Source organism: Methanimicrococcus hongohii (assembly GCF_032594095.1).
Lineage (GTDB): Archaea > Halobacteriota > Methanosarcinia > Methanosarcinales > Methanosarcinaceae > Methanimicrococcus > Methanimicrococcus hongohii.
On sequence record NZ_CP131059.1, the window covers coordinates 66641 to 88222 of the forward strand.

Here is a 21582-nt window from a genome sequence, read left to right on the forward strand (position 1 = left end):
TGCATGTAAAAAATTAATGAGGAATTTGATACTCAAGAAAATGAGGAATTGAAGGAAATTAAGGTCGGCGGAATTCTTTCTGCCGCCTTTTAATTTATTGTCCGTTTAAATTGTCTTTAAACATCTGTCTTAAGTCAAGCTTAATCAAACTTAATCAAACAAATTAGATTTGAGTCTTTTGAGCAGGTGTTTGAAAATTTAAACTTTGCATTGATATTGTTTCGATGCAATTTCGACGGGCTTTATGAGAGCGGTTGTTTTTCGATCGTATTTCATTCTTGACGGTCATATTGTATTCATATTGATATGAATTCGTCGACATGAAATTCGATTCGGGAAATGCGTCTTTCGCTATCACGCTTATTCGGCTTGAAGCAATTCAAACATTCGAATCCGATATATGCATACCCAATGCAAACCACATATCATGTAAACCACCCTGTAAAACCAAACCTCGAATGATTCGGATTTGTTTCAGTAAGGGCCGAATAATACCAAAAACGTTACCCAAAAACACACGTAAGACCTTAAATAAGGTTAAACAACGAAACAGCAAAAAACCCTCAAAACGAAAATTAAAAGAATAAAAATAGCCGGTGGTGAAAGATATCCGCCGAAAATCAGCGGATACTTTCATTTAGGTAGGTTATTTGACGGGATTTATGTTTTGTGTTTTTGGGTAAATCCTGTCGAATGCTTTTCGCATTCAAGCTTATATTAAATATTTCCACTATTTCAATATTTCAGGTCAAAACAACAGCCTAAACGACACAAGCGACGATTTTATTTGTGTTTCTTCGTCAATCAGCGAAGTATTATCCGCTTTCGTTTGCAAATCGGATTGATTACTGATTCCACTAATTTCATTCATCGTCAAATTATCGATTTCAATCATCAATATTCATTCCAATATTCATTTCGTTAATTGTTTCGAAATTCATTCCAATATTCATTTCGTTAATTGTTTCAAATTCATCCAATAATTATTCATTCTCCGTCCGCTATAATTTAATAATTCATTATTCTCTATCATTATTCTCTAATCATTTTAAAAAAGGGTTTTTTATGACATCGAAATCAGATTATTATGAAATTCTCGGCGTATCAAGGGACGCAACCGACGACGAGATTAAAAAAACTTACCGCAAACTCGCGATGAAATACCACCCCGACAAGAATGATTCTCCCGAGGCGGAGGAAAAGTTCAAGGAAATTTCCGAGGCTTATGCTGTTTTATCAGATGCCGAGAAACGCGCATCTTACGACAAGTTCGGTCATGCCGGTATTGACAGCCGTTATTCTGAAGAGGATATTTTCAGAGGCGCCGATTTCAGTGATTTCGGCGATATTTTCGGTGATATTTTCGGCAACATTTTCGGCGGCGGCTTTGGCGGCACCCGGACTCGCGGACCGCAGCGCGGCGCCGATCTTCAATACGAACTTCGCTTGACGCTTGAAGAGGCTTACAAAGGAAAAACGGTTGATATCGAAGTTCCGAAAGTAATCACTTGTGATAAATGTTCGGGAACCGGCGCAAAAGCGGGGACGGTGGCCAAAACATGTCCCGAATGCCGCGGCAGCGGAAATGTTTCACGCACGATTCAAACGCCTTTCGGCAACATGATTTCCCAGTCGACTTGTCCGACCTGTCACGGCAGCGGCAAGATGATCGAAACGCCGTGTCCGAAGTGTTCCGGCAAGGGAAAGGTGCGCTCGACAAAGAAAATGTCTGTCAGTGTTCCGGCCGGCGCGCCAAACGGTATGCGCCTGCGCTATCCAGGTGACGGTAATGTCGGCGACCCCGGCGCTCCGTCGGGTGATTTGTATGTGATTGTCAGAATCACACCCGACAATTATTTCGTTCGCGAGGGTGATGATGTTTATGTCAATGTCGATTTGAACTTTATTCAGGCGGCGCTCGGGACGGAAATTACTGTTAAAACGCTCGGCGGCGATGTAACAATGACGGTTCCGGAGGGCACGCAGAACGGCAGCACTTTCCGTTTGAAAGGAAAGGGTTTCCCGCGCGTGAACAGCAAGTCTGTCGGCGACCAGTATGTGACGATCAATTTAATTACGCCTGACAAGCTTTCCGCCGATCAGCGCAAATTGCTTGAAGATTTCGCCAAGTCTTCCGGTTTTGAAGCAACAACAAAAGCCGGTACCAAGAAAAAGGAAAAGAAAGACAAGGGCGGCTTTTTCAAGAAGATATTTGATGATTAAATGATTAAAATTTAAAAATGGAAATGAAAAATGAATCGGCTTTCCTGTTCATTCATTTTTTTATTTCTTTTTTTGCAAACGCCGCGCGCGCGACTTGCTTCGTTTTTCTTTAATTTTTCAAACATAATTCCTGTTTTTATTTTGTTTTCAACAAAAACACAAACATCCAATTTTCGAAGTCGGTGAACCTGAACGCCCGATAAAACCCTAATCTTTAATTTTTAAATTTAATTGAAAAAATGGCGTTCCGTTTTGTTTTATTTTGATGAAGATGATGTTTCAATTTATTTCTAATTTTTATTTTTAAGATGAAATACCGCCACCTCCAACGACGCGTTTCCGGAGCGCAGCGGAGGAAAGAAGGAGTTGGAGATTCTAACCATACGAAACGAAAAATAAAAAACCATTGTCTTTTGCTGTTGCTTTCAGCTTTGACAAAATGCTTTCTTGCAACTGTCTTTTACTGCGCCTGTTCCGGCTGAGTCTGCCGATCTGCAACTGTCTTTTACGGTTGCTGCCGTCGGGGCTGTTTGCGTTGCTGCTGTCGGGTCAGGTTGTGTTGCTGCTGTCGGGTCAGGTTGTGTTGCTGCTGTCGGGTCAGGTTGTGTTGCTGCTGTCGGGGCTGTTTGCGTTGCTGCTGTCGGGGCTGTTTGCGTTGCTGCTGTCGGGGCTGTTTGCGTTGCTGCTGTCGGGGCTGTTTGCGTTGCTGCTGTCGGGTCAGGTTGTGTTGCTGCACGCCGGGATTAATTGAAGCAGAACGCCGCCCTCGCGCGAGCCGCACCATCTTTCATTTTATATGCGAAAACTGAAATCGAACTTTTTATTTGTCTTGAAATGAATCCGTCAATTTTTGATTTGAAAAACAGGATGATTGGACTCAATTTTTTATTCGTATGGGAAAGAATCCGCCAAGTCTCGTTTCCTCGCTGCGCTCGGAAACTCCACTTGCGAGGGCGGTATTTTATCTTTAAAATAAGGATTCGGAATAAATTGAAACATCGTCTTTTATCAAATTATTCAAAAAGGAACGCCGTTTTTATCCAAAAATTGTTTTATTTTTTGGATTTTATCGGGCGTTCGGGTTTACTGAATTAGAAAGAATCGATGTTTAGGTTTGTCTGAAAATTGAAAAAATGAATTTGAAATAAAATGAAAAGAAATTGAAAAAAATCGAAATTCATTGTCTATTCATTTTCCTTTCCTTTGCCGCTGCCAATTCTGCTCTGTCAAAGTAAAAATTCTTTCCTGTCACTGACAACGGAATTGCATAAGCGCATTCGGTGTCAATCAGTCCGATTTCACAGGCAGCAGCGCCGGCGGAATACATAATTCTGTTATCTAAACACATGTCTTTTGCCTTTGCGGCGGCGGATCCGAGAGCGATTCCCAAATCGATTATTTTGATTGAACAAATCGGCCCGACAAACGGTGTTTTTTTTGTTTTTTCGGCTTTCTTGAAATCAGCGCATGTCTCAAATCCGCAGCTTCCGCAATTCAGTCCGAGCGGACGCGATTCGTTGAGCCCGATCATGATAACGGCATCCGAATTTCGAATATTTTCGGCGTCGCGGATAAAAAATGCGCCGAGTCTTTCAGCAGATTTTTCCATCGCGGCCGCGACTTTTTCAATCTCATCGCCTTCAAGCAGATAAGTCACGATATTGTCAAAGCCTTTTCCTTTCGGCGCGGTTCTTGCCGCGGCGAGAATTTCTAAAGCCATCTGAGTGACAGCTTCTTTTTCACAGTTAACCCTCATAAAAGTGAAAATGTTTCGTTTTCATATGAGTTTTTCGGATTTTTGGTTTTTGTTTTTTGGTTTTTGTTTTTTGGTTTTTGGTTTTTGGTTTTTGACTTTTTTTGCTTTTGCTTTTTGTTTTGCTTTGCTTTTTGTTTCGCTTTTTGTTTTAATTCATTTTCAAAAATTTTAGAATCAAAACATTTCTAAATTCGAACCGCCTATCTCCAATAATGTTTGATGATATGCTGAAAGTGTTCAAAGAATTGAGCCCGCGGGATTTTCGAATTTTAACGGGTATTGAAATCGAAATGAAAAATTTTGAATGGGTTCCCGTTCCCGTGCTTCAGAAATATGTCGGTCTTCCGGCCGAGAAGCTGACTTTTCATTTGACGCGCCTGCGCCGTAAAAAAATGGTCGTCGGCACGCTTGATCCGTACGAAGGCTATAAAATTTATTTCGAAGCCTATGACGCGCTTGCGCTTCACACTTACGTTCAGCGCAAAACGATTTCTGCCGTCGGCAGCGAAATCGGTGTCGGCAAAGAATCTGTTGTCGTCGAAGTTTTAAAAGAGCCCGAACTCGAAATTGCCGAGCCGGAAGTTTTGATCCTGAAACTGCACCGCGAAGGACGAACCAGTTTCAAGCAAGTCAAAAGAACGCGCGAACATTTGGTCGGCAAAGAACATTTTTCATGGATTTACGCCGCCCGTTTGTCAGCGATTCGCGAATACACGATTATGAAAAACCTGTATCCCGACGTTTCCGTTCCGAAACCGATCGATCAAAACCGTCACACAATTTTAATGGAAGTTGCCAAAGGCAGCGAACTTTCTAAAACAAAAGTTCTCGATCCCGAATGGTATTTGGATGAAATTATCAAACAGGTTCAAATAACATATTCCAAAGGAATCATTCACAACGACCTTTCCGAATACAATATTTTTGTGTCCGACGACGGCGTTCAGCTGATCGATTGGCCGCAGTATATTACAAAAGACCATCCGCACGCCGAAGAATTGCTGCGCCGCGATATTGAAAATGTCGTCAATCATTTTTCCAAAAAATATATGGTTGAGCGCGATGTCGATGAAATTCTGAAAAATATTTTAGAAAATACAACATTTGAGGCCGATATCACAAAAACGCCGGGCATTGAAGATTTAATGACCGCCGATGATTTGGAAAATGCCGAAAAAATGTCCGCCGAAGATTTTGAAGAAGGAGAATTCGCGGAAGATTTCGATGATTTTACGGTTCAAGATTGAATCTTCGTTTTTCATTCTTGATTTTGATTTTTTCTTTTGATTTTTTCTTTAATTTTCTCTTTTAATTATTTTCTTCTAATTTTTCTTTTTTAATTTTTTTGAAGATTTTTGAAATTGCTGCCGTTTTTCTTTTTGTTTCCAAAAACCGCACTTTCATTTTGAATCTTTTTTAAAAATTGTGCGACTCGCGCGCGGCGGCAGTTTGGCGACAATTTTAGCGCTTTTAAAGCTTTAATCCACCAGCAAAAGTCCCCACCATTTCACTTTATCGCTGACGGGAAACTCTAAACTCATATCGACTTTTTGAAGCGTTCCGACAACATCGACGCCGACGGCTTCCATTGACGGTCTTGCGCGGTAAGGCGTTTTGCATTCGCCGCCCGTTTTAACGCACGCGTCACAGTAATGGCAGCTGCCGCCTGTGAATCCTGCGGCGAATCGGTATCCTTTTTGAAGAGAAACGGCTTCAAGCTTGAGTAAAATTTCAGACAAATCCGTTGATTTTTTTCGGATTTCATTGGAAACTTTTTCAGAATCAATCAATGACGCCGGCTTCGGCGGATTATCGTATTGCGTTGAGAGAAGAATCGCAAATCTGTAAAGCGATAAATATTTTCGGAATTCATCCGGTGTCGGCACATTCGGCGGACACACCAAATCGCCGTAATGGCGGCAAAGAGGGACAAAACACTTCAAGCGGACGCGGTCATCAACAACAACATCTTCTGCGTCGATGTAAAGCGCTTCAACAGCGCCGGCTTCATGCGCCGTTTTCATCAAAACGGAAATATTTTCCTTATCCGTTTGACTGAGTTTGTCATTTTTTGATTTGCTGCCCTTTGACATTTTCCCTCTCCGTTTCCCCTTCAATTCCACTCTTTTTTCCGTTATTTCATTTCATTTTGCTTTTTAAGTTTTTATTTTTTGCCTTTCCCGTTCGGCTGATCTATGATTTTTAAGATATCTCTTGAATACAAACTGAGGCGGATGTAATCATCATCTTCAAGCGGCGTGTGATGCATGATTGCGTTTCTGATCGGATCCAATTCTTTTAAACGCTGAATGATCCAGCCGCGGTCGGGGAAATATTCTTCAAAAGCGTCCCATGCAAACGGATTGTTGATAATTCTGCGGTAATCGCTGAAGCTGGCATAATTGATCAGCGGCTCGTTTGTGCTTCTTTTTTTGTCGGCATTGGTGCGGTCATTCATGATTCTGCGTTCGTTCCAGCGGTCTGCCAAAAAACTCATGTCGGTGCCTTTCCACCATTCTTTTCCGAAACGCGCTTCAACGCGGTCGGAAACAAAAGAGCGCAGTTTTTCTTCCAATTCTTTTAATATCAAATAACTGTTTTCCGAGTCGGCTGTCTGCTTTGCGGTTTGCGTTTGCTTTGCCGCTGTTTTGACATTTCCTGCTCCCGTTCCGCCGCCGGCTCCGCCGAGCTTTTCAATTTTTTCGGTAACAGGCTTAACTGCTTCTTCTTCCATGTACAAATTTTTCAAATCATATTTGACCGTCAATTTAGAGTTGGCGCCGCCCGGCGGTTTAACATCTAAAATTTCAACGTCATACAAACGATCGATTCTGGTTTTCATGGCCGCCGTTACTGTCGGCATTTCCGATTTCAAACCCATATCTGTATGAATATCGCCGGCAACCAAAGTGATTTTGCTTTGTCCTTTCAATTTGGCAGGCTTAAAATAATTCTGATAAATGTAAAAACGGACGTTGTCGGCTTTTGTCATATTTTTTGAAAACGCAACGGGTGGGGTTGATTTTGGCGCGGGCGCGGCAGCAGCAGGCGCAGCGGAAGCTGCTGTTTTCGCTGCCGGCTTGGCTGCTGTTTTCGCTGCCGGTTTGACTGCTGTTTTTGCCGCCGGCTTGACTGCTGTTTTCGCTGCCGACTTGGCTGCTGCTTTTGTTGTCGGCTTGGCTGTCGTTTTCGCTGCCGGCTTGGCTGCTGCTTTGGTTGCCGGTTTGGCTGCTGTTTTTGCCGCCGGCTTGGCTGTTGTTTTCGCTGCCGGCTTGGCTGTCGTCTTTGCTGCCGTTTTCTTTTCATTTCCCGTTTCTTCTTCATTTTTCTTAAGCGCGAAAGTTTTTCTTAAAAAGTTGCTGACGGTTTTTTTCTCTGCCATAATTTCTCTCCAAAAATAACACTTATAGATTATACCGAAAATAAAAATAATTTGAAAAAAATTTGCTTGTTATTGAAACTGTGTCGTTGGTCAGCACACTTTCAATTGATTTCTTACCCATAGAATAGATTATCATGTATATAAAAGGATAAGGGAAGCGTTATGCTTTAAAAATCTAAAATCAACACCTCGCAATTCATTTCATTTTCGGATAAACCTAAACATCGTTTTTTCTAATCTTCAATAAACCCGAACGCCCCTTAAAATCCAAATCTAAAACATTTTTGGAAGAAAAACGGCGTTCGTTTTTTGTTTTAGATTATATGAAAACGATGTTTGATTCTTGATTGTAATTGTTAAAATTTCAAGAAACAATCCCGCAAGTTGAGTTCCCGAGCGCAGCGAGGAAACGAGACTTGGCGGATTCTTTCCCATGCGAATAAAAAGTTCGTTTTCAGCCCCCTCGTGCTTAAATAAATAGCCGTGACCAGCGAATTCGTCGACTTATTGTTAGAATCTCCAACTCCTTCTTTCCTCTGCAACGCTATCGGAAACGCGTCGCTGGAGGGGGCGGTACATTATCTTTAAAAATAAAAATTCAGAACAAATTTAAACATCGTCTTTTATCAAAATAATCAAAAACGGAACGCCATTTTTTCAATTAAATTTAAAAATTAAAGATTATGGTTTTATCGGGCGTTCCGGTTTACCGACTTCGAAAATTGGATGTTTGGGTTTCAATGTTGAAAATAAACAAAAATGAGGGGCAGAATTTGAAAACTTACGAAAAATGAAGCATCTCGCGCGCGGCGACCCGTCAAAAAATGAAAGAATAGAAGAGAGAATCGAAAAATAGAAAATGGAGAACGAACAAAATAAAAAAGAATAAAAGAAAATGATTGAAAACTCAATCATTTCGGTGCGTAATAGCATCTTTTCGGAGAGTCGACAAGTTCCTGTTTCTTTAAAGAAGCGATGATTTTGCTGACTTCTTTACTGTCAATACCTGTCGCTTCGGCAACGTCGCCGGGCCTGACAGGCTTTCCGATGTCTTTCATTGCTTTCAGAACTTTTTCTTCTTCAGGGGTCATTTGATTTTCCTCCAATTGAAAATTTTTGAAAAATAATAGAGTAATAAAATAATAGAATAATTGAAAAATTTGAAACGAACAAAACCGTTCATTCTGATTATTTCTTCTTTTGTTTTATATCTATCCTTTTTTATTTATTCGCTGCTTGATTATCATTTGATTATTCATCATCTGATTTATTCGGCGCTGCCCTGTCAAGCGCATTCAAAATTAGCGTAATGCATTGGCTTGAAAGAAGCGAAATCGGTCCGACTGATATTTTAGATGCGCCGGCGTTTTCAATCGTTTTTTCATCCTCTTCAAAAACGCCCTGATTATCGCCTAAAATATAAACGCCGTTTTCCAAAAGCGCAACAGAATCATGATTTTGAACCATTTCCAAAATGTCGTTTCCGTCTTCTTTCAAATAAAACATCGGGCGTTCTTCTTTTTCAAATTCCGACAAAAGTTTTTCCAAATTTCCGTATCTGACAAAAACGCCCGGAGTCGATTGTTTCTCTACATCCGACGCGTCAATCAAAAGCGCTTTTTGAATCAATGATCCCGAACTTCTTTCATCAGGATTGAGCGAGCGCATCGTCTCACCATTGAACCGGACGATTTTTTCAGGACTCGGTTCGCCTTTTAAAATCAGCCAAACATTGATATCGCGTCTCATTCCGAATGATATGAAAAGAGCGGAAGTGACACAGCGGCACAAAACATCCATTCTCCCGGCAGACCCCGGAAGGTCGTTTAACGAAATTTTGCCGCCGTTGACGGCTTTGTTTCCGATAATAATGAAATCTTTCATGGCGGATAATCGGTATGAAAATATAAAGCAGTATTCGTTCAGGAATTATTTTAGTAAAAAAATGAAAAGGAGAAAAAGAGGAAAAGGAGAAATGCCGAAGCATTTTCTCTCTTTAATTGTTTCTGTTCCCGAAAATACGAAGAAGATTGAGGAACAGGTTGATGAAGTCCAAATAAAGATTCAAAGCGCAGATGATTGCCAAATTTTGGGAATAAGGCGCGCCGTATTCAATGGACTGCCCGATTTTTTTGATTTTCTGCGTATCATATGCTGTCAATCCTGCAAAAATCAGAACGGCAGCAACACTTAAGATGAAATCCATAATTACAGCCGAGCTTGGGGAAATCAAATACAATATGATATTCACCAAAGATGCAAGGATCAAGCCGATCAATGCCATTAAGAAGAATCTTCCCATACCGCTTAAATCCTTTTTAATAAAGTATCCGACTAAACTCATTCCGACGAACATGCCGGCCGTAATTAAAAAGACAATGAATATGGATGCCTGAGTGTAAACCCAAAGTGTCGGAGCCAGTGTTATTCCGCTGACCAATGAGTAAAATATGAATGCAGCTGCAGCCATTTGCGGAGAAAGAGAATTAATTTTCCACGATAAAATAATAACAACAATTAAATTGACAACTAATAATCCGAGATAAACGATACTGTTTTCCAAAAATGTCTGTCTCAGCGATGCGCTGCTCAAAATACCGTAAGCAGCAACAGCTGTAATTAACATTCCGACAAACATCCACATATAAACTTTTGACAGAAACTGATTTCCGGAATTATCCGGAGCGTAGTTATTTAAGCTCATTAAATTTAACCTCCATGGTGGGGTAGCGTTTTTGATTATCCTTTTGAGATAACGTTTTTACATTTTTACATTTTTTGTTTTTTAGTTTTCTGTTTTTAATCTTTATTATAATCTTTATTTACACTGTATGCAAAAAAGCATACATTATTCTTAACACAAAAGCAGTTCCTTTTATAAAATGTATTGTTTCCTTCACAAACAAAAGGTTAAAACAGAGAACATCTTTCATTTTCTAAACAAACAAAATCAAATAAAAATCAAATCAAAAACAAATAAAAACAAAAAACAAATAAAAATATAACAAATTAATTCAAAAAACAGGGAGATTTATGATTTTTGCAACGATCGATGTCGGTTCCAATGCGCTTCGTCTGCTGCTGACGGATGTTCGGACCGTTGACGATGAAGTTGTTTTTGAACGCATGACAATGCTGCGCGTTCCTGTCCGCTTGGGCGAAGACGCTTTTTCGCGCGGAAAAATTTCAAAAGACAAAGCCAAAATGCTGACAAAAACAATGTGCGGCTTTCGCGAAATTATTGACGGTTTTCATGTCACCGATACGATGGCGTGCGCGACATCTGCTTTGCGCGAAGCGAAAAACGGCGATGAAATCGTTAAACAAATCAAAAAGAAAACAGACATTGATCTCAAAATCATTGACGGCAAAAAGGAAGCAAAACTGATTTACGCGAATCATATCGAAAAGAATTTTGACCCGCGCTATTCTTATCTTTATATCGATGTCGGCGGCGGCAGCACGGAAATTACGTTTGTCGGAAACGGCGTCAAAAAGTCCAAGTCTTTTAATGTCGGCTGCATCCGCTTAAAAGAAGGTTTTGTTTTAAAAGAAACGTGGAAGGAAATGGACAAATGGCTGAAGAAAACTGTTCCCTCCAAAGGAACCGTCGGAATCGGCAGCGGCGGTAATATTCGCAGCCTGTATCTGCTCTCCGGGAAAGTCAATAACGCGCCGTTAAAAATATCTGATTTAGATGAAATCTGCGAAATCCTGCGCAGCTTCACGGTCGAAGAGCGCGTCACAGAACTCGGTTTAAAGCCCGACCGCGCTGACATTATTGTTCCCGCTTGTTATATTTATCGTCACATCTTAAAAGTGTGCAGAATCCAAAAAATTTATGCGCCGATCATCGGTTTATCCGACGGCATGGTTCACGAACTTTATTCCAAACATAAAAAGAAGTTTATGGATTGAAAACCGATCGTTGTTGCTGCGTCGGTTTGCAGTGTCGTGTCATTGTACGTGCCGCTGCGCCGCGCGCGAGCTGCCCCATTTTCATTTTGTTTGAAACCCATTTCCCGTTTTCGTTTCAAATATTTAATCCGATGCCGCTTTTTATTTGTTTCTTCATTCCGTACCGTTTTTTTTAACTTCTTTCTTTCTTTCATTTCTGATTTTTCATCTTCTTTCTTTTATTTTTTTGAATACTTTCACACCGATAATTAAAGATTAATATATGACAAGTATGTAATTTTTAAATTCAGAAATTTAATCATTTAATCATTTAATCAAAAGGTTATCCTTTATCAAAAACGAACAGTGAAATCATGGATTCAAAAAAAGACTTGGAAATTAAAACGCGCAAGCGTGATTCTCCGCCGCTCAAACTTATTTCGGGAATGACACCCAAAGGCTCCCAGCCGAATGCGATTGAACGATTAGCCGAAGGTGTCGAACGCGGCGACCGCTTCCAAACGCTTCTCGGCGTGACAGGCTCCGGAAAAACATATACGATTGCAAATGTCATTGAAAAAGTTCAGCGCCCGACGCTTGTCATCGCGCATAACAAAACATTGGCCGCTCAGCTTTACAACGAATTTCAGGATTTTTTCCCCGAAAATCGCGTCGAGTACTTCGTTTCTTATTACGATTATTATCAGCCGGAATCTTACATTCCCGCAAAAGACCAATATATTGAAAAAGACGCTCAAATCAATCCGAAAATCGAACAGATGCGGCTTGAAGCAACGGCATCGCTCGTTTCACGGCGCGATGTGATTGTCGTTGCTTCCGTTTCATGCATTTACGGTCTCGGCAATCCGGAACGCTTTGAACAGATGGGTGTTGAAGTCACCGTCGGCAATCATATGAAGCGCAACGATTTGATTGGCAGGCTCGTTGACAGCCAATTTGAGCGCAACGATTTGGAGCTTGCGCCCGGCCGCTTCCGCGTCAAAGGCGACACCGTTGACGTAATGCCCGGTTATTACGAAAATATCATTCGAATTGAATTTTTCGGAAATGAAATCGATAAAATTTCGGAAATCGACGGCTTGAACATGACGAAGAATTTCGACATGGATTCCTTTTTCATTTATCCGGCCCGCCACTACGTTGTTCCCGATGATGAGCGGGACCGCGCCATTGAAAGCATTTTAGCCGAATTAGAAGAGCGTCTTCCCGAATTGGATATGCTTGAAGCGCACCGTTTGAAACAAAAAACACTTTATGATATTGAAATGATTCAGGAAACCGGCAGCTGTAAAGGAATCGAAAATTATTCCATGCACTTTGACGGCAGAAAACCGGGCGAGCAGCCGTATTGTTTGATTGATTATTTCCCCGATGACTTTTTAGTCGTGATTGATGAGAGTCACCAGACACTGCCGCAGATTCACGGTATGTACAACGGCGACCGCGCCCGCAAAAAATCTTTGATCGATTTCGGGTTCAGGCTGCCGAGCGCTTTTGATAACCGGCCTCTTCGCTTTGAAGAGTTTGAAAAATATATGAATCATACGATTTTTGTTTCAGCAACGCCCGGCGATTACGAAATCGAACAGTCTTCACAAGTTGTCGAACAAGTAATTCGTCCGACCGGTTTGGTTGACCCCGTTGTTGAAATCCGCCCGATCAAAGGGCAAGTCGACGACCTCATTTCCGAAATCAATAAAGTCATTGAAAAAGGCGACCGTGCGCTTGTGACGACGCTGACTAAAAGGCTTGCGGAAGAATTGACTGAATATTTGGCGGAAGCGGGCATTAAAACGCGGTATCTCCATTCCGATATCAAAACGATTGAGAGGACGGAAATTATTCGAAATCTTCGTCTCGGCAATTTTGACGTTTTGGTCGGCATTAATCTGCTTCGAGAAGGTTTGGATATCCCCGAAGTCGGTTTTATCGGAATATTGGATGCTGATAAAGAAGGGTTTTTGCGCAACTCCCGAAGCCTGATTCAAATTATCGGCCGCGCGGCGCGTAATTCAAATTCAAAAGTCGTTCTTTACGCCGATAAGATGACCGACTCCATCAAGAATGCGATGGAAGAGACACAAAGACGCCGCACGCTTCAAATGCGTTTCAATGAAGAACACGGCATCATTCCGCAAACGATTCAAAAGCCGATTCGTGAGCAGGTCGTTGAAATTTCTGATGTCAAATATGTTCCGAAAGCGGAAATTCCGAATTTAATTATTCAGTATGAGGCGGAAATGAATCTGGCAGCCGATATGCTTGATTTTGAGCGGGCCATTCAAATGCGTGATATTATTCGCGATTTGGAGCGCAAATTGCGCGGCGAATCAGATCCAAGATCGAATCGCAGCGACTCGGACAATCCTGGCGGCTTGGGCGCGGATAACTCAAATGATTCAAGTAATCTCAACGAATCAATCCGTCCAAATGAATCGACTGATTCCGATAAAAAGAAAAAAGCGGGAAGCGGAAAGAAACAGCGGCGGAAAAAAGCAGATGCGGAATTGGATCCGTGACTGAATGCAGAATTGAATGTGTGTGACTGAATGCAGAATTGAATGTGTGACTGAATGCAGAATGAAATACGGAATTAGGTGAGATTGTCAGGGCCGCCTGATGTTAATGTCATTTGCATAGGCTTTTTCAAACTTTTTTCGTTTTTTTCAAACTCTTTTCATTTTTCCAAAATCTTGTACCTGTTCATTTGATTTTGTTTTTGTCAAATTTTATAAAAAATTCGATGAATTTAATAAATAAAGTTCAAATATTATGTGCGCTATTCCTTATTTGCAGGAATGGATTAATGCCTCTGCATTAATATTTCAAAACATTTATATGTTATGTCATTTATAAATATGTTTATTAGTTAACATATCTTATTAGGTATTATTTTTATTTAGAATATATTAGTCTCAAAAACCTTAAATATATATTCTCTTATAGGATATAGAATAACAATTAATTTATTTGTAAATACATTTTTATTCGATAAAAAACTTAATTGGGTTTTATTCCCACTAAGCGGAGTATTTGGAATGCGGGTAAATTCAAAAATGGTATGTTTCGTTGCGTTATTTGTTCTAATAGTCGGAGCCATCAATCCGGCTGCCGCTATCAACGATATCAGATATTCTTCATACCACAATATGACGGCAGAAGAAATTCAGAGAATCGTTGACGAAACAACCGGAACTCAAATTGACAGATTTGACGGAATGCTGGCATATAATCCGGATGCTTTGGCTGTTTACGGTATTATCCCTGAAAAGGCTAAAGGTGTAGAAGCTTACGAATATTGGCTTCAAATGGGCAATATTTCCAGAGCTTTGGCGGATGATGAAGTCATGCAGAGTATGCATTACGCAAACGGCGGCGCAATTATCGGCCAGGGAACACAATGTATCTGTTACACCTCTATTATGATTTTAGATGAAATGGTCGACGAGTTCACGGAAGAAGATATGCTTCGTGTTAAGGAGCGCGTTGATTATTACGGAGCTTTGGAAGGACTCGAAGATCCACCCTTGGCATTTTTCAAGGGAAAGATGATTGATTCTTACCTTACCGAAGAGCAGATTTTCTCTCTCTGGCAGGCAGGCAGCATCGTCATCGAAGACGGCTTTGAGAATTTGTCCATCGTCAGCAGTGCATATGATTCAGTTTCAATGTCTGCAAGCACAGGCGAAAACTACGCTTTTGACAACCAGGCACTTTCAGATGAAACATCATTTATCGATCGCATCCTTTCCGTCTTCAGCAGCCCGAATGACTCTCTTGATTTGTCTACGGCAAATCTTGAAGGACTTGCAACTGAAAAGGTCAGGCCGATTGTCGGCGGTTTAATGCTTGCAACATCTACAAGCGGCGGAACAGTCGGTTACGCGGCCAAAGATGTGAATGATTCAAATACACGCGGCATCGTGACAGTTGCTCACGTTTTCCACTTTGAAAACACAACGTCCTACCAGCCGAGACAAGGCTACGGCAATACAAATTCAATCGGTACATTTACGAGAATGAGTCAAGTCGGCGACTCCGTTTTCATTCCGCTGGATTCATCCGAGGTGAAAGCAGCTATTTATACCGGCGAAGGCGATGATCAATTGCTTGATGTCATCGGTTATGAAGGCGCAATCAGCGGCGGTATGATTCTCAGTAAGTCCGGGGTTGTTTCCGGAAATACAAACGGCACATATTACGGTGTCCGCTACAACCAAACATTCACCGTTAAGAACGGCACGATCAATTACACTGTTAACCATGTCGGCGTTATCAAAGAGTTGTCCGAAGAAAGCTATTCTGTCCCGGGTGACAGCGGCGGTCCGATTTATGTCAAAACGTCAACCGTTATAAACGGTACAGAAACGGATGCAGCAGTTTTGCTCGGCATTCTTGAAGGCGGTGACGGCAACGGTACTGTTTATTATGTCCCGTGCACGGAAATCAGAGATCGTCTGGGCGTGGTTCCGCTGACCGTGAATGATCGCTGATATTCATAATATCCGTTAAAAAATATTCCAATAAATATCAATAAAAATTATTCAATGAAAAATAGCTTCTGTTATTTTTCTCTCATTTCTTTTTGTTGTTTTTTTGAATTTTTTCCATTTCTTTTAGTTATTTTTTTGAATTTTTCATTGTCTTTGAATCTTTGATTTATTTTTCGATTTTCTGAGTTTTCGAATCATTTCAAACAAAGTTTTGTTTTTAAAATTTCAATTTCAAGGTTTTTAAATTCTTTTTAATTTATCTTTTTTGTTCAATCTTTTCTTTTTACTTTTGAGTCTTTGTTATTTTCATTTGTCATTTTCATTTATCCTGCATTTTTTTTGATTTTGGTCTTTTATTTCAATTCTGATTTCTCAATTCTTTTCGGTTCAATTTTTCAAATGTTTTTTTTTTCAGTGAATGAAAACTTTTTTGTTTTTTATCTCTTTTCTACAAAAATTCGGGAGTTTGAATACATTTTCAAAAATTTTGACTGCTTTCATGCATTTTGTTTTTTAGCATTTCAAAATCCGAATTATAATGATTTATCATTTCAGTTAATTCTTTTTTAATGGGAACCTTTTTATATCCTTACTCTGTTAATTTAATATTGCAGATAGATTTATCACAATTTATATTGACAGTTATATGCGATCCATAAAATTGTAAATGAAGGGAATCAAAATGAGTGCAGAAACATTATCAAGATGCCGTTCTTCTCGACGAGCGTCTGTCTTTTTTATTCTGCTTCTATTCATTTCTCTTACAGTTCCTGTCGTTTCGGCAGCGGGGGACGAAGTAACTTCAAGTTATTTACCTGCCGAATATATTCAATCTATTATTGATAATACGCCGGCCACAAATCCCGCATTGTTTGATCAGATGCGTTCAAACCAAAGTATTATTATGATTTCCGGAACTATTCCGGCTCTTCCTCAAGGCGAAGAATCATATCGCTGGGGTCTTGTTCTTCAAGAAATTCTGAAAAGTATTAATAATGACGGTTTATTGACGGCATATCATAAAGACAACGGCGGATTTATTATCGGCTATGGCAGCCAAGAAAATTATATTATTATTTCAGTTCATGCTGATTCTGAAGTGACGGATGAAGAACTGAATCAGATTATTAAAGTTATTCAGAGCGCAGGCGAAAATGCAGGCATTGCGGATTTGCCGATCGTCATTGAAAAGAGCACACCTGCACAGGGATATGCTCCGGCAGCTTCTTCCGGTCCTGCCGAAACTAAAACCATTCCGGGCGTCGGACTCGGCATCAGTGCATTGCTTGTTGTTGCAGTTGTTTTATCTGCCCGCAAGTTCAAGAAGTAATCTCTTTTGAGCGTTTAATCTTAATCTCTTTTGACTATTTTGTAATCTTTTTAAATGCTTTTCTAATCTTTGAATTTTTATGATTCATTTTCAAAATGCTTTTAATTCTTTTCCAAATCCGTCTGAGCTTTTTAATATGCTTAGCATTTTTGCAGTATTAATTACAGCTTTTCACATGCTTTTTTCAACACTTTTAATTTGTGAATTCGTCAGCATGCACTGTTTTTCATCTGTCCGAAATAATCTTTAAAACTCGAAATGTATATATACACCAAAGACTTAGTTACATCGTTTAACAATCAATATATTCATTAAATTATTATTTCATTGAACTATTAAATCCATTGGAATGATTCATAAAAAAGGATACTATCATGGCTGAAATCATTAAAAACAGATACATCAGAACGGTCAGCCGTTTGTCTGTTTTAACTTTGCTGTTTATTTTACTGATTTCCTCCGTGCTTCCGGCCGGAGCTGTCGAATCAAATTCAGGCAGCTACTTCTCCGAAGAATATATCCAAGAAATTATTAACAACACTCCCGCAATCAACTCTTCTTCTTTTGAATTGGCTGTGCGGAATGAAAATACTGTTCTTGCAGCGGGAACCGTTCCGTCTTTGGCAAAGGGCAGAGAATCATACGAATGGTTCGTTTTGCTCCAGGGCATTATGACAAAGATCAACGATGAAGGCAAATTAGAACCGTATCTTTGGGATAACGGCGGATTTATCATCGGATACGGATATACGGATTCTTTTATTGAGATTTCCGTTCATGCCGATTCAGGATATACGGATGCAGATTTGAACGCGATTGCTAAAATCGTCAACGATGCAGGCAAAACATACGGCATTGATGACATTCCTGTTATCATTGAATCCAAAGCGCTTTCACAAGGCTATTCTGATTCCGGCTCGCAAAGAGCGGAACCCGAGAAAACCATCCCGGGCGTCGGTCTCGGCATCAGCGCGTTGGTTGTTATCGGAGTCGTTTTATCGGCCCGCAAACTCAAAAAATGATTCATTTCATTTTTTGTTTTTTAAATTTTTTTAAAACTTCTTTTTTAAAACTTCTTTTTTTATCCGGCAGATTCATCAAAATTTTGCTCGGCTACGCCTCGCAAAATTTCAGGTTGGCGAGGGAGGGCGGTGTTTGTAAAAAATCGCTTCGCGATTTTTCAGGCTTCGCCGATTTGCAGTTGGAGGGCGGTGTTTGTTTGCAGTTGGAGGGCGGTGTTTGTTTGCAGTTGGAGTGAGGTGTTTGTTTGCAGCGGAGGGGCGGTTTCTGCTGCCGCTGCCAATCCGTTTTCCGTTTGCCCGTCAGATCTGCTCTGCCGCTGCTGCCGGCAGACTCCCGCCGGGCAGCTGCCCGCCGCCGCGCGACCGCACAAATTTTAAAAAATAATTCAAGAAAGACGAACGCATTTTAAAAAATAATTCAAAAAAGATGATTGCATTTTAAAAATGAATAAATGGAAAACAAATCGCACTTCTTGATTGAAGATAAGAATAAAGATATTTTAAAAAAAGTCTGTCAATTGCATTTGACTGACATCTGTTTTCTTCAAATTTGACACGCCGATATTGATTTGTTTGATTTTTTTGTTTGCGTTATTTGCCGCCAGCTCATCAATCATGTCTTGCGCATGCCTTTTCAAAAAGAAAATGTCTGATGTGTGAACCGTATGGCTTTTGGATTTGGTAACCGTCGTAAAATCAGCATATCTGATGCCGACGGTGATTGTTTTAAAAAACATTTTCTTCTGAATCAAAATCTCATGAACTTCTTCACAAATCGATTCGGCACCCATTTTTACAACCGTCAGATCATTCGTATAAGGATTCAGCGAATAAAAGCGGCTGATCGATTTCGCATCGGCTGTTTCCATCACTTGCGAAGAATCAATGCCGTTTGCAATATCCTGAAACGCCATTCCGCTTCTGCCGATTTTTTCATAAATCTGACGTTTATCGGCTTTCGCCAAATCGCCGATGGTTTGAATCCCGAGCAAATCAAACGTCTCAGCCGTTTTTTTGCCGACACCCGGAATTTTAGTCACGGGAAGCGGCGATAAAAAGCCAAGCACTTCTTCGGGACGAACAACCGTCAAGCCGTCCGGTTTTTGATATCCCGACGCGATTTTTGCAACAGATTTGTTCGGCGCGATTCCGACTGTACATGTAATTCTTTCAGCGGCTGCAATTTCAGATTTGATTTTTCGAGCGCATTCGGCAGCTTCTTCATATGTTTTAACATCATCTTTGAGAAGGACATATGCCTCATCAATGCTGACCTGCTGAACGGTTTTGACATATTTTTGAATAATCTTAACAGCGTTGTCGGAAACCTGCTTATACAAATTTTTGTTCATCGGCAGGCAAATGACATCAGGACAAAGCTTTTTTGCTTCCGAGAGCGGCATTGCCGAGTGCAGGCCGAATTTGCGCGCCGGATAAGACGCCGCGCTGATAACGCCCCTGGACGTATCTTTGTGAAGATGGAATGTCTTTGAACAGACAACGACCGGTTTGTCTCTTAAATCGGGATTATCGCGTATTTCAACGGACGCAAAAAAGCTGTCCATATCAATATGCATAATAATTTTTTCGGAAGTCATGTTTTCACCGTTTTCAAACAACATTTATCGAAATATTCTCGAAATTTATTCGAATTGCTCCTGAAATGATAAAATCGCCTTTTCCTTCACCGCTTTGAACAAATCATTTCCCTTAACATCAATTCCGACAATCAAAGGCCCGAAATTTTCAACATACAATTCCCAAACCGCTTCGGGCATTCCGAGATCTTCCCAAGAAACGCCTTTGACCTGCCGAATCATGTCAACCGCTAAAGCCGCGCAGCCGCCCGTGTAAGATAAGTAAATGCATTTTTGTTCTCTCATTGTTTCGGCGAGTCCTTCCATTCCGCCTTTTCCGATCAAAACGCGAATATCATGATTTTTTAAAACAGCCGGCGTCATTTGAGTCATTCTGTCGCTTGTCGTCGGTCCGGCGGCAACGGCACGCCATCCGTTTTCCGATTTTTCCATGACCGGTCCGCAGTGATAAATTGCAGCGCCGCTCAAATCAAACGGAAGCGCTTTGTTTTCCGAATCATATTCCAAAATTCGAAGATGCGCTTCATCGCGAGCGGTATAAATCGTTCCCGAAATGTAAACAACGTCGCCTGCATTTATGTCAACGATGTCTGATTCAGAAAGCGGTGTTTTCAAGTAATGCGTTTTTGAAGAAGTTTCAGGCGCTTCTGAAGACGTTTCAGGCGCTTCTGATGATGCTTTTGAGGACGTCTTTGAAGGTGTTTGCAAAGGAGCTGACATCAATTGCCGCCTCCGTTTTCTTCACTTTCATAGACGGCAGATGCATGGCGGTTGGCCCAGCACTGGACATTGACGGCAACCGGAAGAGAGGCGGTGTGGCAGGACGCTTTTTTAATGCGGACAGAAAGCGCTGTCGTATCTCCGCCGAGTCCCATGCATCCGATGCCGAGTTTGTTGACCGCGTCTAATATTTCTTTTTCAAAATCGTCATATACATCCGAATCGTTTTCATCTGTTTCGGTTTCAGCATTCGGATTTCTTAATTTTTCCAAAAGCGCTTTTTTTGCCAATTTCGCGGATTGATTGAACGATCCGCCGATTCCGATTCCGAGAATGACGGGCGGACACGGCTTGCCGCCGGCATCCATCACAGTTTTAACAATAAATTCTTTGATTTTCGGAATTTCTGTCGGCGTAAACATCTTCAGCGTGCTCATATTTTCCGAGCCGGCGCCTTTCGGCGCAACTGTTATTTTCAGACGGTTTCCCGCAACAAAATCGTAATTGATCTCGGGAAGTCCGTCGCCGAGATTATTTTTTGTATTTTGGCGCGTCAGCGGATCAACGACATTCGGGCGGAGCGGAATGCTTTTTGTTGCTTTTGCGCATCCGTCTCGGACGGCGCCTTCCAAATCAAAACCGAGGCGCAGGTCGCGCCCGATTTCAACAAAAAAGATGAAGATACCCGTATCCTGGCAAATCGGAACACCTTTTTCGGCTGCGATTTCAATATTTTTTAAAATCGCTTCCAATTGAGCTTTTGCAATCGCATCGGATTCTTTTTCGGCGGCGCGGTTTAAAGCGGCCAGCGTATCTTCGGGAAGTGTTGTTTCCGAAATTTTCAGTATCTCTGAAACGGCATCGGAAACGGCTTCAAATGATAAATCTTTAATTCTCGCGTCCACCAAAATCCTCTCGTTTATAATTCTGTTATAATTCCGTTATAAATTCTGCTCTGTTTATTTTATTGCAGCTTTTAAATAATTTCAGTCTGTTCAAAGTGTTTTTAAGCTCAAAATGTTTTCATGATTTATATTGATAACCCCGATCTGTTTGTGTGCCGCTGTTATTTTCTTTTATTTTCAGGTTTGCGCTTTCTGCCGGCTGCGGCTGCGACCGCCGCGCGCGAATCGCACCAAT

At 40.9% G+C, this 21582-nt stretch carries 17 protein-coding genes and 1 pseudogene; 9 read left to right on the plus strand and 9 right to left on the minus strand.

Going from position 1 to position 21582, the window contains the following annotated elements; translation table 11 throughout:
* Nucleotides 1–1065 precede the first annotated feature (1065 nt).
* Nucleotides 1066–2223: a molecular chaperone DnaJ gene (gene dnaJ / locus MmiHf6_RS00335; RefSeq protein ID WP_316557734.1), complete on the plus strand. Its 1158-nt coding sequence runs from the start codon at nt 1066–1068 to the stop codon at nt 2221–2223.
* Between the two features lie 447 nt (nt 2224–2670).
* Nucleotides 2671–2970, plus strand: coding sequence for a hypothetical protein (locus tag MmiHf6_RS00340; protein ID WP_316557735.1), 300 nt, complete (start codon nt 2671–2673; stop codon nt 2968–2970).
* 430 nt (nt 2971–3400) lie between these two features.
* Here the strand turns inward: MmiHf6_RS00340 and MmiHf6_RS00345 are convergent, their stop codons facing one another.
* The gene (locus MmiHf6_RS00345; RefSeq protein WP_316557736.1) at nt 3401–3943 is read right to left on the minus strand and encodes a ferredoxin domain-containing protein; all 543 of its coding nucleotides are present in this window, start codon (nt 3941–3943) and stop codon (nt 3401–3403) included.
* Between the two features lie 326 nt (nt 3944–4269).
* Here MmiHf6_RS00345 and MmiHf6_RS00350 point away from each other — a divergent pair, with 326 nt between their 5' ends.
* Entirely contained in the window at nt 4270–5226 is a 957-nt protein-coding gene (locus MmiHf6_RS00350; RefSeq protein WP_420891306.1) for an RIO1 family regulatory kinase/ATPase domain-containing protein, read from the plus strand.
* Nucleotides 5227–5457: 231 nt separating this feature from the next.
* Here MmiHf6_RS00350 and MmiHf6_RS00355 read toward each other — a convergent pair whose 3' ends face one another.
* The 5 genes from MmiHf6_RS00355 to MmiHf6_RS00375 all read right to left on the minus strand — a co-directional run bounded on the left by MmiHf6_RS00355 (nt 5458) and on the right by MmiHf6_RS00375 (nt 10065).
* Nucleotides 5458–6072 carry a DUF2284 domain-containing protein gene (locus tag MmiHf6_RS00355; protein WP_316557738.1) on the minus strand — a complete coding sequence of 205 codons (615 nt, stop codon included), beginning with the start codon at nt 6070–6072 and terminating at the stop codon, nt 5458–5460.
* Nucleotides 6073–6143: 71 nt separating this feature from the next.
* Nucleotides 6144–7361, minus strand: coding sequence for a Swt1 family HEPN domain-containing protein (locus MmiHf6_RS00360; RefSeq protein ID WP_316557739.1), 1218 nt, complete (start codon nt 7359–7361; stop codon nt 6144–6146).
* A gap of 911 nt (nt 7362–8272) precedes the next feature.
* A complete protein-coding gene (locus tag MmiHf6_RS00365) occupies nt 8273–8452 on the minus strand; it encodes a helix-turn-helix domain-containing protein (protein ID WP_316557740.1) in 180 nt (59 codons plus the stop codon).
* Between the two features lie 160 nt (nt 8453–8612).
* Entirely contained in the window at nt 8613–9245 is a 633-nt protein-coding gene (gene trmY, locus MmiHf6_RS00370) for a tRNA (pseudouridine(54)-N(1))-methyltransferase TrmY (protein ID WP_316557741.1), read from the minus strand.
* A gap of 112 nt (nt 9246–9357) precedes the next feature.
* A complete protein-coding gene (locus MmiHf6_RS00375) occupies nt 9358–10065 on the minus strand; it encodes a Bax inhibitor-1/YccA family protein (protein WP_316557742.1) in 708 nt (235 codons plus the stop codon).
* A gap of 329 nt (nt 10066–10394) precedes the next feature.
* Between MmiHf6_RS00375 and MmiHf6_RS00380 the strand changes: the two genes are divergently transcribed.
* From MmiHf6_RS00380 to MmiHf6_RS00405, 6 genes and pseudogenes are all read left to right on the plus strand, one after another.
* Nucleotides 10395–11279 (plus strand): Ppx/GppA phosphatase family protein, encoded by an 885-nt coding sequence (locus MmiHf6_RS00380; RefSeq protein ID WP_316557743.1) that lies wholly within the window; start codon nt 10395–10397, stop codon nt 11277–11279.
* A 353-nt stretch (nt 11280–11632) separates the two neighbouring features.
* Nucleotides 11633–13603 (plus strand): annotated as a pseudogene (gene uvrB / locus MmiHf6_RS00385) (excinuclease ABC subunit UvrB); the annotation flags it as partial.
* 732 nt (nt 13604–14335) lie between these two features.
* Nucleotides 14336–15772 carry a chymotrypsin family serine protease gene (locus MmiHf6_RS00390; RefSeq protein ID WP_316557744.1) on the plus strand — a complete coding sequence of 479 codons (1437 nt, stop codon included), beginning with the start codon at nt 14336–14338 and terminating at the stop codon, nt 15770–15772.
* Nucleotides 15773–16454: 682 nt separating this feature from the next.
* Nucleotides 16455–17102 carry a hypothetical protein gene (locus MmiHf6_RS00395; RefSeq protein WP_316557745.1) on the plus strand — a complete coding sequence of 216 codons (648 nt, stop codon included), beginning with the start codon at nt 16455–16457 and terminating at the stop codon, nt 17100–17102.
* A gap of 374 nt (nt 17103–17476) precedes the next feature.
* A complete protein-coding gene (locus tag MmiHf6_RS00400; protein WP_316557746.1) occupies nt 17477–18124 on the plus strand; it encodes a hypothetical protein in 648 nt (215 codons plus the stop codon).
* 129 nt (nt 18125–18253) lie between these two features.
* Nucleotides 18254–18502, plus strand: coding sequence for a hypothetical protein (locus MmiHf6_RS00405; protein WP_316557747.1), 249 nt, complete (start codon nt 18254–18256; stop codon nt 18500–18502).
* A 122-nt stretch (nt 18503–18624) separates the two neighbouring features.
* Here the strand turns inward: MmiHf6_RS00405 and dinB are convergent, their stop codons facing one another.
* The 3 genes from dinB to MmiHf6_RS00420 are packed head-to-tail and all read right to left on the minus strand — an operon-like array spanning nt 18625 to nt 21347.
* On the minus strand, nt 18625–19722 hold the full coding sequence (dinB, locus tag MmiHf6_RS00410; RefSeq protein WP_316557748.1) for a DNA polymerase IV: 1098 nt from the start codon (nt 19720–19722) through the stop codon (nt 18625–18627).
* 45 nt (nt 19723–19767) lie between these two features.
* Nucleotides 19768–20442, minus strand: a complete 675-nt coding sequence (locus tag MmiHf6_RS00415) for a FumA C-terminus/TtdB family hydratase beta subunit (protein ID WP_316557749.1) — start codon at nt 20440–20442, stop codon at nt 19768–19770.
* On the minus strand, nt 20442–21347 hold the full coding sequence (locus tag MmiHf6_RS00420; RefSeq protein WP_316557750.1) for a fumarate hydratase: 906 nt from the start codon (nt 21345–21347) through the stop codon (nt 20442–20444). The genes MmiHf6_RS00415 and MmiHf6_RS00420 overlap by 1 nt, the downstream gene beginning before the upstream one ends.
* Nucleotides 21348–21582 lie beyond the last annotated feature (235 nt).

Bases quoted from the DNA above. Each gene is read 5' to 3' on its own strand.
- MmiHf6_RS00390 (WP_316557744.1), top strand. From the start codon at position 14,336: ATGGTATGTTTCGTTGCGTTATTTGTTCTAATAGTCGGAGCCATCAAT.
- MmiHf6_RS00355 (WP_316557738.1), bottom strand. From the start codon at position 6,072: ATGTCAAAGGGCAGCAAATCAAAAAATGACAAACTCAGTCAAACGGAT.
- MmiHf6_RS00360 (WP_316557739.1), bottom strand. From the start codon at position 7,361: ATGGCAGAGAAAAAAACCGTCAGCAACTTTTTAAGAAAAACTTTCGCG.
- MmiHf6_RS00415 (WP_316557749.1), bottom strand. From the start codon at position 20,442: ATGTCAGCTCCTTTGCAAACACCTTCAAAGACGTCCTCAAAAGCATCA.
- dnaJ (WP_316557734.1), top strand. From the start codon at position 1,066: ATGACATCGAAATCAGATTATTATGAAATTCTCGGCGTATCAAGGGAC.
- dinB (WP_316557748.1), bottom strand. From the start codon at position 19,722: ATGACTTCCGAAAAAATTATTATGCATATTGATATGGACAGCTTTTTT.
- MmiHf6_RS00375 (WP_316557742.1), bottom strand. From the start codon at position 10,065: ATGAGCTTAAATAACTACGCTCCGGATAATTCCGGAAATCAGTTTCTG.
- MmiHf6_RS00345 (WP_316557736.1), bottom strand. From the start codon at position 3,943: ATGGCTTTAGAAATTCTCGCCGCGGCAAGAACCGCGCCGAAAGGAAAA.
- MmiHf6_RS00350 (WP_420891306.1), top strand. From the start codon at position 4,270: ATGAAAAATTTTGAATGGGTTCCCGTTCCCGTGCTTCAGAAATATGTC.
- MmiHf6_RS00365 (WP_316557740.1), bottom strand. From the start codon at position 8,452: ATGACCCCTGAAGAAGAAAAAGTTCTGAAAGCAATGAAAGACATCGGA.
- MmiHf6_RS00400 (WP_316557746.1), top strand. From the start codon at position 17,477: ATGGCTGAAATCATTAAAAACAGATACATCAGAACGGTCAGCCGTTTG.
- trmY (WP_316557741.1), bottom strand. From the start codon at position 9,245: ATGAAAGATTTCATTATTATCGGAAACAAAGCCGTCAACGGCGGCAAA.
- MmiHf6_RS00380 (WP_316557743.1), top strand. From the start codon at position 10,395: ATGATTTTTGCAACGATCGATGTCGGTTCCAATGCGCTTCGTCTGCTG.
- MmiHf6_RS00395 (WP_316557745.1), top strand. From the start codon at position 16,455: ATGAGTGCAGAAACATTATCAAGATGCCGTTCTTCTCGACGAGCGTCT.